This window comes from Blastococcus sp. SYSU DS1024 (assembly GCF_054050795.1).
Genome location: NZ_JBJHAA010000001.1, coordinates 118,625 through 134,036, shown reverse-complemented (window position 1 = coordinate 134,036; position 15,412 = coordinate 118,625). Strand labels below are relative to the sequence as shown.

Genomic DNA, 15,412 nt, shown 5'->3' with positions numbered 1-15,412 from the left:
GCGGGCGCGCGCGTGCTGCGGGTCGAGGGGCGCCGCAGGCCTGCGCGCGCCGCCACGGAGAATGGCCGGGTGCCCGCTCCCTCCGTCCGGCCCGTTGCCACCGTCGACGCCGCGCTGCGCGCCGAGCTGCTCGCCTGCTGGACCGACGTCACCAACGCCGGCGGCGCCGTCGGGTTCGTGCCACCGGTGACGCAGGACGACGTCGTCCCGCTGCTCGACAAGCTCCTGGAGGGGGTCCACTCCGGCCGGGACGTGCTCGCCCTGCTCGAGGTGGACGGTGCGACGGCGGGCTTCGCCAGCGTCGTCGGGTCGCTGAGCCCGCTGCGCCGCCACTGGGGGACCGTGCTGCGGGTGCAGGTGCACCCCTCGCGCCAGGGCCAGGGCCTCGGCCGGGTGCTGATGGACGGGGTGCACCGGATCGCCCGGGACCGGGGCTGGGAGTTCCTGCACCTGACCGTTCGCGGGGGCACCGGCGTGGACGGGTTCTACCGGGGGCTCGGCTACCGGGAGGTCGGGCGGCTGCCCGGCGCGATCCGGGTCGCACCGGGCGACGACCGCGACGAGATCGTCATGGCCTGCCCGCTCTGAGCGCCGCGCGGGCGCTCAGACCTGGACCGGGACCTCGCCCTTGGCCGCCATGCGCGCCCGCATCCGCTCGCGGCTCTCCACGAACTTCGTCGCCTGGGCGTCGAGGCCGGCGAGGAACTCGGCCAGCTGCTCGCGGGCCTGCTCGCCCTCGGGGCCGAAGTCGCTGCGCTCGAACACCTTCCAGGTGCGCAGGATCGGGCTGACCACCTCGTCGTGGTGCAGCCGCAGGTCGTAGATGCCGGCCTTGGCGATGATCGTCGAGTTCTTCCGGAAGTTCGCCATGGTGGCGCCGGGCATCTCGAAGTTCATGACCTCGGTGGCCACGGCCTTCATCATCTCGTCGGGGTCGATGTCGAACGCCGCGGTCACCAGGTTGCGGTAGAAGATCATGTGCAGGTTCTCGTCGGTGGCGATGCGGGCCAGCAGCTTGTCCGCGATCGGGTCGCCGGTGGCCTTGCCGGTGTTGCGGTGCGAGACCCGGGTGGCGAGCTCCTGGAACGAGACGTACGCGACGGCCTCGAGCGGGGTCTTGTCCCCGGAGTCGTAGCCGGTGGTCATGTAGTCCATCCGGGCCCGCTCCAGCTCGACCGGGTCGACGCCGCGGGTGACGACGAGGTAGTCGCGCAGGGCGACGCCGTGCCGCCCCTCCTCCGCGGTCCAGCGGCCCACCCACTGGCCCCAGGCGCCGTCCCGGCCGAACCGGGTGGCGATCTCGCGGTGGTAGCTGGGCAGGTTGTCCTCGGTCAGCAGGTTCACGAACATCGCGGCCTTGGCGGTCGCGTCCAGCCGCGACTGCTCGGGCGACCAGTCCTCGCCGCCGAGGAAGGCGAAGTTGCGCCCCTCGTCCCAGGGCACGTAGTCGTGCGGGTGCCACTCCTTGGCCATCCTGATGTGCCGGTCGAGGTTCTCCGCGACCACCGGTTCGAGCTCGGTGAGGACGGCTGCCTGCGGGGACGTCTGGGGCATGGGGACCTCCGGATGGGCTCGACCTGCGTCGTCGCAACCTACGCCGACGTGGCTGTCGATCGTGCTCGTACCGGGGTTCCCCCGACGGCCTGTCGCTACCCCTCGATCGGCATCCGGGTGGGGGTGCCTGCCCGGGCCTCGCGCCGTCCGACCCGATCGCCCCGGCCTGCCGCCTCCGATCGGCGCGCGGGCCGGTTTGGCAGGGTGAGGGCATGACCGACCCGTCCCCCGGCGCTCCCGTCTCACGCAACGCCCGCCGCGAACGCCTGATCGGACTGCTCGTCCTGGGGGTCGCCTTCGTGCTCCTCGTGTCCGCACCGACCTGGTTCGCCGCCGACCAGGCGGGCGTGGGCATCGGTCAGCTGGTCGTGGCCGTGGGGCTCGCGGTCGTCGGGGGCCTCCTCGTCCGTCGCGCCGCCCGGGGCTGAGCGCCCGATCCGTCGCGGGACGGCCGTTCTGCGCCACCGGGCCTCCTCGGCCAGCTGCCGCATCGCGGTCACCGATGCCGGCTCGCTCATCAGCCGGGCTCCGACAGCGGTGTCTCGGCGACGAGCGCGCCCCGGGCGTCCAGGATCCACACCCGGTCGGCCGCCGGTGGTTCCAGCGGACCCACTCCGGCGCCGCCCACCAACGGCACCGTGGTGTGCAGCGTGCCGTCCGCGAGGTGGATCTCGGCCAGGGCGCCGGACTCCGGCCCGCTGATCGTGATCGAGTTCGACGTGGGCACGGCGAACACCTGCTCCAGGAGCGGGGTGCCGGCCGGGGCCAGCGTGACGCGGAACGAGTCCTCCTGCGCCATGTCGAACGAGTCCGTCCAGTAGTCGACGAGCGCGGCCCCCGTCGCGCCCGAGGGAAAGGTCAGGCCCAGGAGCAGGGTCCGGGTCTCCGGGTCACCGTTCACGGCGCCGGCGGCGAGCAGGGTCGGGCGGAGGTCGCGGAGCGGCAGCCCGTACCGCCCGGCGAGCTGTACCGCGGCCTGCTGCAGCACCTCCTCGTGGGCGAGCCCGCGCAGCCCGCGGGGGTCGGCGATCTCCACCGGCTCGTTCCAGGCCCTGGTCAGGTCCTCCCCGGTGGTGCTGGCCCGGTTGAGGGGCCGGCTCTGGCCGGGCCGGGACAGCTCCACGGAGAGGCCGGTCGGCCAGTCGGAGGAGTCGCCGAGCGCCAGCGCGCCGGCGCCCTCATCCATCGGCACCGGTTCCCATTCGTCGATGACGTCGGCCGACGCGGTCACCGTCCGGCCGGTCAGCACCCGGGCCTCGTCCCCGGGCGCGCCGACGACCACCACCATGCGCTGCTCGGGCGCCCCGTACGGGGCGGCGAACAGCTCCGCGAACTCCGAGCCGGGGGCCGGCCCGGGAGCGCCGACCGGCACCATCTCGCCCGGCGCGGCGTCGCGGGGACCGGTGAACCAGGCCTGGACCACGCCCTCCTGCCCGGTCCGGCCGAGGACCTCCTGCTCGGCCCGGCCGAGGACGAGCGCCACCCGGCTGCCGGCCACCTCGCCCGCCCAGGCGACCCGGCGGGTCTCGACCGGTGGATCGGGCAGTTGCAGGTCCGCGAGCTCCGGGGGGACCCAGTCCAGCTCCCGGACCCCGGCCAGCCACTCCTCGTCCCCGGCGAGCGAGCCGCGGGTGGGCAGGTCGTAGAGGGAGATCGCCGGGTCCGCGGTCGGGCTGCTCGGTACCGCGACCTCACCGTCCCGGTCGACGCTCAGCAGGCCGGAGGTCGCGACGGGCACCCCGACGACGACCGCCAGGGCCACCAGGCCGCCGGCGGCCAGCGCCGTCCGGGACCGCCGCTGGGCGCGGTACCGCGCGCGGACGCGCCCGGCCAGGTCGGCCGGGGGAGGCGCGGTGACGTCGGCGCGGGCGCGCAGGTCGCGCAGGCCGGCTTCCAGCTCGCCGTCGGAGATCGTCACGTCAGCACTCCTCGAAGGCGGTGGCGGGGACGGTGGCGGCGAGGGCGGTGCGGAGCCGGGCGAGGCCCCGGACGGTCTGGCTCCGCACCGTGTGGACCGAGCACCGGAGCAGTTCGGCGGTGGCCGCCTCGCTGAGGTCCTCGGTGTAGCGGAGGACGAGCACCGCCCGCATGCGCGGCGGAAGGGTGGCGAGCGCCTCGGCCAGCTGCTCGCGTTCGGCGAAGGCTTCGGCCCCGTCGGGGGTGGCCGGGTCGTGGGCCGGCAGCGACACAATCTCCTGGGTGCTGCGGAGCCGCCACCAGCTCGCGGCGCTGGTGACGAGCACGCGGCGGACGTACGGGAAGGGGTCACCGGAGATCCGGCCCCAGCGGCGGTAGGCCTTGACCAGTGCGGTCTGGAGCAGGTCCTCCGCGTGGCCGCGGTCCCTCGTCAGCAGCACGGCGGTGCGCAGCAGCTCACCCGACCGTGCCGCGACGAACGTCTCGAAGGCGTCGTCGTCCGTTCGTCCCACCGGGCCTCCCCCCGTCGTCACTGTCTAGGACGGCCGAGGGGTGGGCGGATGAACGCCGCCGTGACCGGATCGTGACCTGAGCGGTTCCGTTCGGGCGCCGTTGCGGCCTGTGGTGACCCGCACCACACTCACGACGACGCCCGACGGGCGGCGGACGGAGGACCGGTGAAGCTGGACAAGGACGAACTGGTGCGGATGCTGCGCACCGAGGGCGACAACGACACCGCGGACAAGGTCGAGCGGGATCTCCCCGGTGAGATCGACACCGACCGGGACGGCGACGCGCTGTCCGCGGTGGGCCTGGACCGGACGCAGCTCATGGCCAAGCTGGCCGGCGGCGGGTTCGGGACGACGCTGAGCCCCTGAGCCGGAGACGGCGGTGGCCCGGAACCGCGAGCGGTTCCGGGCCACCGGTCGTGCGGGCCTCGATCAGCCGGAGAAGGGGCGTTCCCGGGCCAGCTCCTCCTTGGCCACGCCGCGGATGTGCACCGCGTCCGGGCCGTCGACGATCCGCAGCGTGCGGGCGCTGGCGTAGAACCGGGCGAGCACCGTGTCGTTGCTGACGCCGGCGCCACCGTGGACCTGGATCGCGCGGTCGATGACGTCGAGCGCGACCTTGGGGGCGGCGACCTTGATCGCCGAGATCTCGGTGCGGGCGCCCTTGGCCCCGTACTTGTCGATCAGGTCGGCGGTCTTCAGCACGTAGAGGCGGGCCTGGTCGATCTCGATCCGCGAGAGGGCGATGGCCTCCCGCACGGTGCCCTGTTCGGCGAGCGGGCGGCCGAAGGCGACGCGGTTCTTGCTGCGCTCGACCATCAGCGCGAGCGCGCGCTCGGCCATGCCGATGGCGCGCATGCAGTGGTGGATGCGGCCGGGGCCGAGCCGGGCCTGGGCGATCATGAAGCCGTCGCCCTCGCCGGACAGGATGTTGCTGACCGGCACGCGGACGTCGGTGAATCGCAGCTCGGAGTGGCCGTGCTGGTCCTGGTACCCGAACACGGGCAGGTGCCGGATGATCTCCAGCCCCGGGGTGTCGCGGGGGACGAGGACCATCGACTGCTGGCGGTGCGGCGGGCCGTCGGGGTCGGTCTTGCCCATCACGATGAAGATCTGGCAGCGCGGGTCGGCGGCCCCGGAGGTCCACCACTTGCGGCCGTTGATCACGTACTCGTCGCCGTCGCGCACGATCGAGGTCTGGATGTTGCGGGCGTCGGAGCTGGCGACGTCGGGCTCGGTCATGGCGAAGCCCGAGCGGATCTCGCCCTCGAGGAGCGGGTTGAGCCAGCGCTCCTTGTGCTCCGGCGTCCCGAAGAGCATCAGCGTCTCCATGTTGCCGGTGTCCGGGGCGCCGACGTTCATCGACTCCGGCGCGATGACCGGCGACCAGCCGGTGATCTCGGCGACCGAGGCGTACTCGAGGTTGGAGAGCCCGCCGACCTCGTGGTGGAAGAGATTCCACAGGCCGCGCTTGCGCGCCTCGGCCTTGAGCTCCTCCAGCACGGGCGGGTGCTCGTGGTCGTCGTGGCCGCGCTCGGCGCGCCAGGCGTCGTACACCGGCTCGGCAGGGAACACGTGCTCCCGCATGAAGTCCCACGCGCGTGCGCAGACGTCCTCGGCCTTGGGCGAGAGAGCGAAGTCCATGCCCGGCAACGTAGCGCCGGACGTGATCGCCGTCGCATCGGGGGTGCCCCCGCCCCGGAACGCGGCAGAGCCGGGCCCACCGCCCGGCGGGCGGCAGGCCCGGCTCTGCCGGGCAGGCCCCGTCCGGAGGCTCGCCCCGAGCGTGCGAGGGGCGAGGAGGACGGGGTCCTTTCTCAGGCGCGCGTACGCCCCTCGACGGCGTCGCGCACCGGGCCCAGCGCGATCGCGAGACCGGCCAGGGCGCTGACCAGGTGCAGCCAGTTGTCCGCCCAGTTGATGCTGAGGAAGTTCAGCGGCTCCTCCTCGCCGGCGGCGAACAGGCCGTAGATGAACGCGGCGCCGTAGCCGATGGCGAGCAGCCAGCCGTACGTGCGGGCTCCGCTCAGGGTCCGGAACAGGGCCAGGCCCGCCACCCCGACGACGATGTGCACGATGTTGTGCAACGGGTTGATGGAGAACCCGAGCAGGGTCTCGTCGGTGTGCGCCGCGAAGTCGTCGAATCCGGTGATGAAGAACCCGATGACGCCGATCAGCGTGTAGATGGCCCCGATGGCCAGGGCCAGCATCTGCGGCCAGGTCATGCCTCGGTCCGCGCCGGTGTTGCCGGATGTTGCAGACATCGTGTCCTCCCATGGGTCGTGAGACCTGCCAGGTTGTTGACAGGTGGCTGCCAGCAGGCGGATACCCGGGGCTGGGCTCGATTAACGAGCACCACCGGTCCGGGGGACGGCCGTTGCCGGATCGTCACCTGGCGGCGGCCCGCCCGTGGGGCGCGTGACCCGTGCCGGTCACGAGGGCGGGCCGCGTCGCCGGCGGTGTCGCGCTCAGCCGCGCCCGGGGCGCGGCGTGGCCTTCGGGCGGCGGACGACGAACGGGCCGATGGCCAGCAGGTCGACCGGTGCCGAGCCGAAGCACTCCAGTGCGTCCCGGGGGTCGTCGACCATCGGGCGCCCGGCGGTGTTCAGGCTGGTGTTCACGACCACGGGCAGGCCGGTGCGCCGCTCGAAGGCCGAGATCATGCGGTGCACCAGCGGCTCGGTCTCCGGGTCGATCGTCTGGATCCGGGCCGTCCCGTCCACGTGGGTGACCGTGGGGATGCGGTCCCGCCACTCCGCGGCGACGTCGTGCACGAAGAGCATGTACGGCGAGGGGATCGGGCCACGGCTGAAGATCTCCGGCGCCCGATCCAGCAGGACCATCGGCGCCACCGGGCGGAACTGCTCCCGGCCCTTGACGTCGTTCATCCGCTCGAGGTTGGCCTCGAAGCCCGGGTGGGCGAGCAGCGAGCGGTGCCCCAGCGCGCGCGGGCCGTACTCGCTGCGGCCCTGGAACCAGGCGACGATCCCGTTGTCGGCGAGCACCTCGGCCACCGCCTCGGCGACGTCGTCGGGCCGCTCGTAGTCGATCGCGGCCGTCTGCAGCACCTTCTCGATCTCGTCGTCGCTCCAGCCGCGTCCCAGGTCGGCCCCGGCCATCGGCTCGGTGCGCTCGCCCAGTTCCGCGGCGACGTGCAGCGCCGCACCCAGCGCGGTGCCGGCGTCACCGGCGGCCGGCTGCACCCAGACCTGCTCGAACGGGCTCTCGGCGAGGATGCGGGTGTTGGCCACGCAGTTGAGCGCGGTGCCGCCGGCCATGGTGAGGGTCTTCTCGCCGGTCTGCTCGTGCACCCAGCGGGCGAGGTCGACCAGCACCTCCTCCAGGCGGGTCTGGACGCTGGCGGCCAGGTCGGCGTGCGCCTCGGTCCAGTCCTCGCCCTTGCGCAGGCGGGGCGCGAACTCGGCGAAGTCGATCCGCTCGGTGCGGAAGCCGCCGTCATCGGTGGCGCGGATGAGCTCGGACAGCTCGCCCAGGAAGCGCGGCTTGCCGTAGGACGCCATCGCCATGACCTTGAACTCGTCGGAGCTGCGCAGGAAGCCCAGGTGGTCGGTGAGCTCCTCGTACATCAGGCCGAGCGAGTGGGGGAGCGCCTGCCCGGCGAGCACCTCCAGCTGCCCGTCGACGTAGCGGCCGGCCAGGTGGCTGTGCGCCTCGCCGCGGCCGTCGAGGACGAGCACCGCGTTGTCGCGCTGCGGGGCGGCCTTGCCCGCCGAGGCGGCGTGCGCGACGTGGTGCTTCACGAACCGGACCTTCGCCGGGTCGAGGCCGGGCAGGGCGTGGGCGAGGAAGTCCGGCGCCATCTCGGCGTACTTCTTGCGCATGGTGTCGCCGTCGTCGAAGAGCCCGGAGTCCTCGGGCGTGCCCATGAGGGCCGGGTCGAAGGAGTAGGCGACGGCGTCGAGCTCCTCGGGCCGGATGCCGGCCTCCTGCAGGCACCAGGCCGCCGAGAGCTCCGGCAGCTCCCACGCGCTCCACGGCAGGGGGCGCTTGCCGTGCTTGCGCCGGCTGAACCGCTCCTCCTCCGCGGCGGCCACGATCCGGCCGTCGACGACCAGCGCCGCGGCGGGGTCGTGGTAGATCGCGTTGATGCCGAGGACCTTCACGCTGTGCTCCTCCCGACCGGGCGCGAGGGATCGGGGTGGCGCCCGGAGTGTGTGTTGATCATGAGCCCGGCCGACCGGTCCCGCAGGTCGAGCCGGCTGCTCCGCCCTCAGCCGCGGGGGCGGAGCAGGTCGTGTTCGAGGACGGCGGCCAGCCCGAGGGTCTTGTAGCCCACCTCGTCGAACAGCACGGTGAGCCGGTCGTCCTCGACCCGCATCACGACGCCGTTCCCCCACTCGCTGTGCTCGACCGGCGTCTCCACCGGGAAGGGCGTGTCCTCGGGCTCGGTGGCGACGTGCTCGTGCGCGGTGCCGGCCGAGCAGTTGTCGCAGTTGCCGCACGGCTCGTCGAGCTGCTCGCCGAAGTAGCCGAGCAGGAACTGGCGGCGGCACTCGGTGGTCTCCGCGTAGCCGCGCATCATCTCCACACGCGACTGGTCGACCTTCTCGTGGTGCTCGGCGAGCTCCCGCGCCTGCTCGGCCGCCTCGCCGGGCGGCGGGGCGCCGTCGGCGGGGTGGGCGGCGCCGTCCTCGTCCAGGACGACGGCCGACACCTGCTCCAGCAGGTTGAGGTCGCGCACCAGGGGGGTGGCGGCCCGGCCGGTCTCCTCCCGGAGGGCCTTGACGTCGACGCCGTCGTCGATACCCGCCGCGGCGGCGGCCTGGACGAGCCCGGCGACCTGCTGCAGCTCCTCCTCGGCCGGCGCGCCGGCGGCGAAGAACCGGCGCAGCCCGAGGTCCTCCTGCCGGTAGACCAGGACGGCGAGCGCCGCGTCGCCGTCGCGGCCCGCCCGGCCGATCTCCTGGTAGTAGCTGTCGATGGAGTCGGCGGGCTCGGCGTGCACCACGAAGCGGGTGCCGGGCTTGTCGATGCCCATGCCGAACGCGGTGGTGGCGACGACGACGTCCAGCTCGTCGTCCATCCAGGCCCGCTGCGCCTCCTCGCGCTCGGACTTCTTCATCCCGGCGTGGTAGGCCAGCGTGCGCAGGCCGCGTCCGGCCAGCTCGGCGGCGATCTCCTGGGTGCCCTTGCGGGTGGCGCTGTAGACGATGCCCGGGCCGCGCCCCTCGCCGACCTCGGCGACCACCCGGTCGAGGACGGCGTCCTGCTTGCCCCGCGCGTCGGCGTGCTGGTCGACCTCCAGCCGGATCTCCGGGCGGTCGAAGCCGGCGACGACGACCTCGGGCTCGCGCATGCCGAGCTGCTCGACGATCTCCGCGCGCACCGGAGGGGCGGCGGTGGCGGTGAGCGCCAGCACCGTCGGGTGGTCCAGCTGCTCGATGACCCCGCCCAGCCGCAGGTAGTCGGGGCGGAAGTCGTGGCCCCAGGCGGAGACGCAGTGCGCCTCGTCGACGACGAACAGCGCCGGCCGAGCCTTCGCGATCACGTCGACGACCTCGGGCTTGGTCAGCTGCTCGGGGGCGAGGAAGAGGAAGCGGACCGTTCCGTCCGCCAGCCCGTCGAGCGCCTCCTGCTGGTCGCCGGCCGACAGGGTGGAGTTCAGCTGCGCGGCCCGCCCGGCGCGGTCCGCCAGCTCGGTCAGCCGGTCGACCTGGTCGCGCTGGAGGGCGATGAGCGGTGAGACGACGAGCACCGGGCCGTCGAGCAGCTGGCCGGCGACCTGGTAGATCGCGGTCTTGCCGGCGCCCGACGGCAGCACGGCGAGGGTGTCCCGGCCGCCGACGACGGCCTGCATCGCCGCCTCCTGCCCCGGGCGGAAATCGTCGTACCCGAGCACCTCGCGGGCGAACTCGCGGATGCGGCGAGTGCGGACGGAGGCGCTGGCGCCGGCGGGGTTGTCCCGCTCGGGGGTGGGAGGCACCGGCTGCCTCTCCCCGCTGCCGGTGCGCGGCAAACGGTGCGCTGGCCCACCCCGCGTTCCCGCGGGAACATCCCTCGGGCGTCCGGCCGTCTCCGGGCGCCGGCAGGGCTGGCGTCCGCCCTGTCGGGCCTTCCCGCGTCGACCGCGGGCATCCGCGACGGGCGCGCGGCGGAGCCTGCGGCCCACAATGGGCGCGACCCGCTCCGGCGCCGGAGGCCGCGCGGCGTCGACGGAGAGGGGCACGAGCGGTGTGACATCGCGGTCGATCGTCAGCCGAGCGAGGGGGAGCGCGTCGTCGCACCGCTGCTCCGCCGGGCCGGCTGCCTCCCTCCGCCCACGCAGCTCTGGTCGGACCGGTGGGGGTCCGGGGCCGCGGGGACCCGCAGCCCGGGGGGCGGTCCGATGACGGGCAACGGGTGGCTGGACGTCCGTGACCGGCGGGCCGGCCGGGTGGTGGTGACCGCCGTCGCGTTGCTCGTGCTCGCCGGTGGCTGGTGGGCGAGGGCGCGGTGCCTGAGCGGTGGCTGGGCCGACGGCGAGCAGTACTACGGCTACTGCTACTCCGACGTCGCTCCGCTGTGGTTCAGGCGGGGGCTGGCCGACGGGGCAGGCCCCTACGGGGCCGAGCCCCTGGAGTACCCCCCGGTGCTCGCCGTGCGCATCTGGCTCGCCGCCGTCCTCGCCCACGCACTCCCGGGTGAGGCCACGGTCAGCACCTTCTTCGCCACCAACGGCCTGTTCGTGGTGGTCGAGGTGCTGGTCTCCCTGGTGCTGCTGCGGCGGCTGGGCCTGTCGCCGCGCAGGTTGCTGTGGTGGGCCGCAGCCCCCGCGCTGTTCCTGTACGCCTTCTACAACTGGGACACCCTGCCGGTGGCCCTGCTGCTGGGGGCGGTCCTGCTGCACCAGCGCGGCCGGCACACCGCCTCGGGGGTCGTCGCCGGCCTCGGCGCGGCCGCGAAGGTGTTCCCCGGGTTCCTGGTCCCGCTGGTCGTCCTGGCGCTCCTGGCCCGTCGCCGACCGCGTGCCGCCCTGCTGCACGGCGGTGCCGCGGCGGTGGTGTTCGCCGCGGTGCACGTGCCCGGCTACCTGCTGGCCCCCGACGCCTGGGATCGCTTCTACGAGTTGAGCCGCCGACGTGCCATGCACGTCGACAGCCTCTGGTACCTGCTCGCGCAGCTGGGTGGCCCGCAGCCCGGGCCGGAGGCGCTCGGCGTCGTCAGCCTGGTGGTGTTCGCGGCAGGCGCGGTCGTGGTCGTCGTCCTCGGGACCCGGCGGCGTCCGCCCGAGGAGTGGTGGCAGCTGCTGCTGCCGGTGCTCATCTGCTTCATCCTCGCCAACAAGGTCTACTCCCCGCAGTACACCCTGTGGCTGGTGCCGCTGATGGCTCTCGTCCTCCCCCGCGCGGCCCCGTTCCTCGCCGTGGTGGCCAGCGACGTCCTGGTGCACGCGGTCGAATTCCCGTTCCTCGCCGGCCGCGCGGGCTACGGGGACGGGCTCCCCTATCCGGTGATGGGTGTGGCCGTCGCCCTGCGGGCCGCCGCCCTGGTGTGGGTGCTCGTCGAGGCGGTGCGCCGACCGGCGGGGTCACCGCCAGGACGGCAGCCAGTACCGGAGGTCGAGGGCGTCCCGATCCAGCGGGATGCCTAGCCAGATGGGGGCGAAGAAGACGAAGCAGGCCACCGCCAGGACGAGCAGCGCGCTCCCGACGAGGCGGGGCCTGGGGCCGACCTGGACGGCCCGGACCAGGCCGAGGGCGATGAAGGGCACCGCCGGGACCAGGTAGAAGAAGTAGCCCGGCTTGCCCGCGGCCAGCCACGGGAGCCAGAGCAGGGCGAGGGGGGCGAGGATCGTGGCCGCGACACCGTCCCGGCGCACCACGGCCCGCCAGAGCAGCACCGGGTAGGCGAGCAGGGCCGGCCACCACAGCGCGGGACTGCCGACCATGGTGATGCGGGCGACCGTCTGGGGCGGGACCTCGCACTCGCCCGCCTCCTGCTGCCGCGTCGTGCAGCTCTCGGCGTAGACGAGCACCGGCCGTTCCAGCCAGGCCCAGCCCAGCGGGTCCGAGCGGTACGGGTGGGTCGCCTCCAGGTTCCGGTGGTAGCTGACGAGATCGACCTGCGTGTCCCACCACGTCGACAGCCGCTCCCCGGCGTCGGCGGAGCAGGCGCCGGGGCCGCAGGCGCGCGAGCCGGCGTAGCTGTCCTCGTAGTTGGCGAACCAGCCCGCGAAGCTCGCGACGTAGACGGTCGCGGGGACGACCAGCAGGCTGAGCACGGCTCCAGCGGTGACGGCGACCGCTCGCCGCGCCGCGCGGCGCACGCCTTCTCCGCGCCCGGCCAGTTCCGTCCCCAGGACGAGCAGCCCGGCCGCGCCGACGGCCAGCAGGCCGGACCACTTGGTGGCCACCGCCAGGCCCAGCGCCACGCCGGCCAGCCAGCGGTAGCGGGAACCGAGCGCGGACCGGTGGAACGGTTCGCCGGCTCCCCGTGCGGAGCGGCGGGCGTCCCGGTCGACCAGGAGGAGCCAGAACGCCGCGATGACGAACAGCGCGAGCGTCGCGTCGAGCATCGCCATGCGGCTGGTCGTCACCGCCAGCCCGTCGAGCGCGACGAGCGCGGCGGCGAGGGCCGCCGGTGCCACCCGCCGGAAGAGGCGCAACCCGCTGAGGTAGACCAGCAGCACCGAGGCGGTCCCGGCGACGGCCACGCCGATCCGCCAGCCGAAGGGCGTGAAGCCGAAGAGCTCGAGGCCCAGGGCGATGACCCACTTGCCCAGCGGTGGATGCGCCGGGCGCTCCTCCTCCACCCCCCGGGTCACGTAGTCGAGGGCGTCCTGGGCGTAGTACTTCTCGTCGAAGAACAGCCGGTCGGGGTCGCCGAGATCCCACAGCCGGACGGCGGCCGCCAGGAGGAGCAGGGCCAGCGGCACCCACCACGCCGCCAGCGGGCGGCGCCCGGAGGCGCCGCCCGCTGGTTGGTGTTCCGCCGACGTGGCGGTGCTCACCCGGTCACTCGGTGCCGAACTCGGTCTCGGTCTCGGTGTCGACCTCGGTCTCGGTCTCGACGGTCTCGGTCTCGGTCTCGGTCTCGGTCTCGGTCGGCTCGAGGGTCTCGGTGACCTCGGTCTGCTCCTCCTCGGTCTCGGTGACCTGCTCGGTCTCGGTCTCGGTGACCGTTCCGGGCTCGTCCTCCCCGCAGGCCGCGAGGCCCAGCGCCAGGAAGCCGGAGAACGAGGCGGCGGCGACGCCTCGGGTGAGTCGGTTCATGTCGCTCTCCTGTCACGTGTGTTCGGCGTACGGATGAACTGCTTCCATGTCCGCTGGCGCCCCTGATACACGCACTCCCCCGATCACGAATGCATCACGGTGGGCGTTCTGGCGCGATGACGCAGGCGGTGGTGTCAGCTCGGCGCGAACGGGGAAATGGCGCGGGATGGCCGTCCCGAGCGTGTGCGTCTGCATTCCCACCTACGACGAGCGGGAGAGCCTGCCGCGCACGCTGGCGGCCGTCCGGCGTGCGGTGCCCGAGGCGCACGTCCTGGTCATCGACGACAACAGCCCCGACGGCACCGGGGCGGTGGCCGAGGAGATCGCCGCCCGCGACCCGCAGGTGCGGGTCCTGCACCGGCCGGGGAAGGCGGGTCTCGGCCCGGCCTACGTGGCCGGTTTCCGCTGGGCCCTGGCCCAGGGGTTCGACGTCGTCGCCCAGATGGATGCCGACGGTTCGCACCGACCCGAGGACCTGCCGCGGCTGCTGACGGCGCTCTCCGGCGCCGACGCCGTCCTCGGGTCCCGGTGGGTTCCGGGCGGCGCCGTCCGGAACTGGCCGCGCAGCCGGGAGCTGCTGAGTCGCACCGCCAACCGGTACGTGCGCTCCGCCCTGCGGCTCCCCCTGCGCGACGCGACCGGCGGCTTCCGGGTCTTCCGCCGCCATGCCCTCGAGCGGATCGACCTGGGCTCCTTGCAGTGCCAGGGGTACTGCTTCCAGGTCGACGTCGCCCGGCACCTCGTCGCCGCGGGGCTGCGCGTGACGGAGGTGCCGATCGTCTTCCTCGACCGTGAGCTGGGCGCGAGCAAGATGAGCGGGAGCATCGTTCGAGAGGCGCTCCTGCGGGTGACGGCATGGTCGCTGGAGCCCGCGTTCGCGCGGGGAGGCGCCACGGCGGCCGGGAACGGCGCCGGCGCGGTGCCCGCCCAGCGGTGACCGCACCGACGAGGTGACCACGCCCCCGAGGCACCGGTACCGGGAGCTGGGGCGTCAGCGCAGGGACGAGCGCCGGGGCGCGACGTCGGCGCGCTCGGCGGCGGCCCGGCCGGCGTACCAGCCGCCCGCGTCCACCGAGGACCGGCCGCGGCCGGCCCGGACCCGCGGGAACAGCTCGGCCGTGCGGGCCGCCACGGCTTCCTGCCGCGAACGCAGCACCGGGAGCAGGTCCGCGCCCCGCTCCGCAGCCGCCTCGGCGGTCGCCCGCCGGCGCGCCGCGGCGAGCCGCTCCCCGATGCGGGCGGCGTAGCCCAGCAGGAACGCGCGGCGGAACGCCCGCGAGGCCGGGCGGCGGTTCTCCTGCCCCTCGGCGGAGGCCAGCGCCTGGGCGACCTGGAGCAGCAGCGAGGTGAACAGCAGCTCCACCGCGTCGAGATCGGCCCGGATGCCGACCAGGGTGGCGATGCCCAGGCCCTGGTACCAGACCAGCCGCACGTCGTTGGCCTCCGCGACGGCGCCCAGCAGCTGCGTCTTGGCCCGCGCGTACGGGTCGGCGAGGTGCACCCGGCGGGTGTCGACGTCGGCGCCGGACGGTGGGCCGCCGTCGAGCAGGGCCGCATCCACCGCGTGCCGGGTCATGAGCTCCTGCGCCTTGGCCGTCAGCGCCTCGGCCTCGTCGGGGAACCCGGTCGACTCCGCCTTGGCCAGCAGCGCGCGGATGCGCCGCAACGCCCGGTCGTCGTCGCCTGCGACCGGCCGCTCGGCGCGTGGCCGGGCGGCGCCCCACCGCGACGGCGGTGGCACGAGGAGCTCGATCCGCGCGGTGGTGCGCAGCATCCCGGTCAGCTGCAACGCGATGCGCCACGCCTCGGCCGGCGCCCGCCGCTCGGACCGGTGCCAGGCGGTGACCGTGGCGACCCCCGTGGCGCCCCCGGCGTCCAGCGCCCCCAGCTCGCGCAGCTGCTCGACCCAGGTCTCCGGGGCCCGGGACACCGCATCGGTGCGGCGCGCGTGCTCGGCGACCAGCGCGACGAGCAGCGGCACCGACGCCGCACCCACCTGCCGCCGGGCGGCGTGGGCGACGTCGGCCGGCTGCCAGCCGCGCTCCCAGGTCTGGTCCAGCGCGCCGAGCAGGGTCCGCGTGACCAGGCCGTCGTCGTCGAGCGCGAACCCGCGCGTGCTGAGCGTGGTCGCCACCTCCGCGGCGACCCCGGCGTCGGTGAGCACCGCGGCCCGGTGCTGGAGCAGGTCCGCGAGCCAGGCGTCGTCGATCACGACCGGTA

The 15,412-nt window shown here is 74.3% G+C and carries 15 protein-coding genes; 5 read left to right on the top strand and 10 right to left on the bottom strand.

The genetic code is table 11. The features are described 5' to 3' along the window. Window positions 1–69: 69 nt before the first annotated feature. Window positions 70–588 carry an N-acetyltransferase family protein gene (locus tag ACI79S_RS00710; protein ID WP_456591524.1) on the top strand — a complete coding sequence of 173 codons (519 nt, stop codon included), beginning with the start codon at window positions 70–72 and terminating at the stop codon, window positions 586–588. Between the two features lie 15 nt (window positions 589–603). Here ACI79S_RS00710 and ACI79S_RS00705 read toward each other — a convergent pair whose 3' ends face one another. Next, complete coding sequence (locus ACI79S_RS00705; RefSeq protein WP_456591523.1) at window positions 604–1,554, bottom strand: acyl-ACP desaturase; 951 nt, start codon at window positions 1,552–1,554, stop codon at window positions 604–606. Window positions 1,555–1,766: 212 nt separating this feature from the next. On the opposite strand from ACI79S_RS00705, the gene ACI79S_RS00700 reads away from it, so the two are divergent. Then, a complete protein-coding gene (locus ACI79S_RS00700) occupies window positions 1,767–1,982 on the top strand; it encodes a hypothetical protein (protein WP_456591522.1) in 216 nt (71 codons plus the stop codon). Between the two features lie 89 nt (window positions 1,983–2,071). On the opposite strand, the gene ACI79S_RS00695 is transcribed toward ACI79S_RS00700, so the two are convergent. Continuing rightward, window positions 2,072–3,472 carry a hypothetical protein gene (locus ACI79S_RS00695; protein WP_456591521.1) on the bottom strand — a complete coding sequence of 467 codons (1,401 nt, stop codon included), beginning with the start codon at window positions 3,470–3,472 and terminating at the stop codon, window positions 2,072–2,074. A gap of 1 nt (window position 3,473) precedes the next feature. Further along, on the bottom strand, window positions 3,474–3,983 hold the full coding sequence (locus tag ACI79S_RS00690) for a SigE family RNA polymerase sigma factor (RefSeq protein ID WP_456591520.1): 510 nt from the start codon (window positions 3,981–3,983) through the stop codon (window positions 3,474–3,476). A 165-nt stretch (window positions 3,984–4,148) separates the two neighbouring features. On the opposite strand from ACI79S_RS00690, the gene ACI79S_RS00685 reads away from it, so the two are divergent. Next, on the top strand, window positions 4,149–4,349 hold the full coding sequence (locus tag ACI79S_RS00685; protein ID WP_456591519.1) for a hypothetical protein: 201 nt from the start codon (window positions 4,149–4,151) through the stop codon (window positions 4,347–4,349). A gap of 63 nt (window positions 4,350–4,412) precedes the next feature. On the opposite strand, the gene ACI79S_RS00680 is transcribed toward ACI79S_RS00685, so the two are convergent. The 4 genes from ACI79S_RS00680 to ACI79S_RS00665 all read right to left on the bottom strand — a co-directional run bounded on the left by ACI79S_RS00680 (window position 4,413) and on the right by ACI79S_RS00665 (window position 9,924). Next, complete coding sequence (locus tag ACI79S_RS00680; protein WP_456591518.1) at window positions 4,413–5,624, bottom strand: acyl-CoA dehydrogenase family protein; 1,212 nt, start codon at window positions 5,622–5,624, stop codon at window positions 4,413–4,415. A 173-nt stretch (window positions 5,625–5,797) separates the two neighbouring features. Continuing rightward, window positions 5,798–6,244 (bottom strand): DUF4383 domain-containing protein, encoded by a 447-nt coding sequence (locus ACI79S_RS00675; protein ID WP_456591517.1) that lies wholly within the window; start codon window positions 6,242–6,244, stop codon window positions 5,798–5,800. 204 nt (window positions 6,245–6,448) lie between these two features. Beyond that, the gene (locus tag ACI79S_RS00670; RefSeq protein WP_456591516.1) at window positions 6,449–8,104 is read right to left on the bottom strand and encodes a carbamoyltransferase family protein; all 1,656 of its coding nucleotides are present in this window, start codon (window positions 8,102–8,104) and stop codon (window positions 6,449–6,451) included. Between the two features lie 107 nt (window positions 8,105–8,211). Further along, window positions 8,212–9,924 (bottom strand): RecQ family ATP-dependent DNA helicase, encoded by a 1,713-nt coding sequence (locus tag ACI79S_RS00665; protein WP_456591515.1) that lies wholly within the window; start codon window positions 9,922–9,924, stop codon window positions 8,212–8,214. Window positions 9,925–10,326: 402 nt separating this feature from the next. Between ACI79S_RS00665 and ACI79S_RS00660 the strand changes: the two genes are divergently transcribed. Then, a complete protein-coding gene (locus ACI79S_RS00660) occupies window positions 10,327–11,571 on the top strand; it encodes a glycosyltransferase 87 family protein (RefSeq protein WP_456591514.1) in 1,245 nt (414 codons plus the stop codon). On the opposite strand, the gene ACI79S_RS00655 is transcribed toward ACI79S_RS00660, so the two are convergent. Together ACI79S_RS00655 and ACI79S_RS00650 are read right to left on the bottom strand one after the other, a co-directional pair. Further along, window positions 11,509–12,930, bottom strand: coding sequence for a phospholipid carrier-dependent glycosyltransferase (locus ACI79S_RS00655; RefSeq protein WP_456591513.1), 1,422 nt, complete (start codon window positions 12,928–12,930; stop codon window positions 11,509–11,511). The two genes, ACI79S_RS00660 and ACI79S_RS00655, sit on opposite strands and share 63 nt — an antisense overlap. 4 nt (window positions 12,931–12,934) lie before the next feature. Next, complete coding sequence (locus ACI79S_RS00650) at window positions 12,935–13,192, bottom strand: hypothetical protein (RefSeq protein WP_456591512.1); 258 nt, start codon at window positions 13,190–13,192, stop codon at window positions 12,935–12,937. A gap of 166 nt (window positions 13,193–13,358) precedes the next feature. Between ACI79S_RS00650 and ACI79S_RS00645 the strand changes: the two genes are divergently transcribed. Then, window positions 13,359–14,129, top strand: a complete 771-nt coding sequence (locus ACI79S_RS00645; protein ID WP_456591511.1) for a polyprenol monophosphomannose synthase — start codon at window positions 13,359–13,361, stop codon at window positions 14,127–14,129. A 54-nt stretch (window positions 14,130–14,183) separates the two neighbouring features. Here ACI79S_RS00645 and ACI79S_RS00640 read toward each other — a convergent pair whose 3' ends face one another. After that, window positions 14,184–15,404, bottom strand: coding sequence for a DUF2786 domain-containing protein (locus ACI79S_RS00640; protein WP_456591510.1), 1,221 nt, complete (start codon window positions 15,402–15,404; stop codon window positions 14,184–14,186). Window positions 15,405–15,412 lie beyond the last annotated feature (8 nt).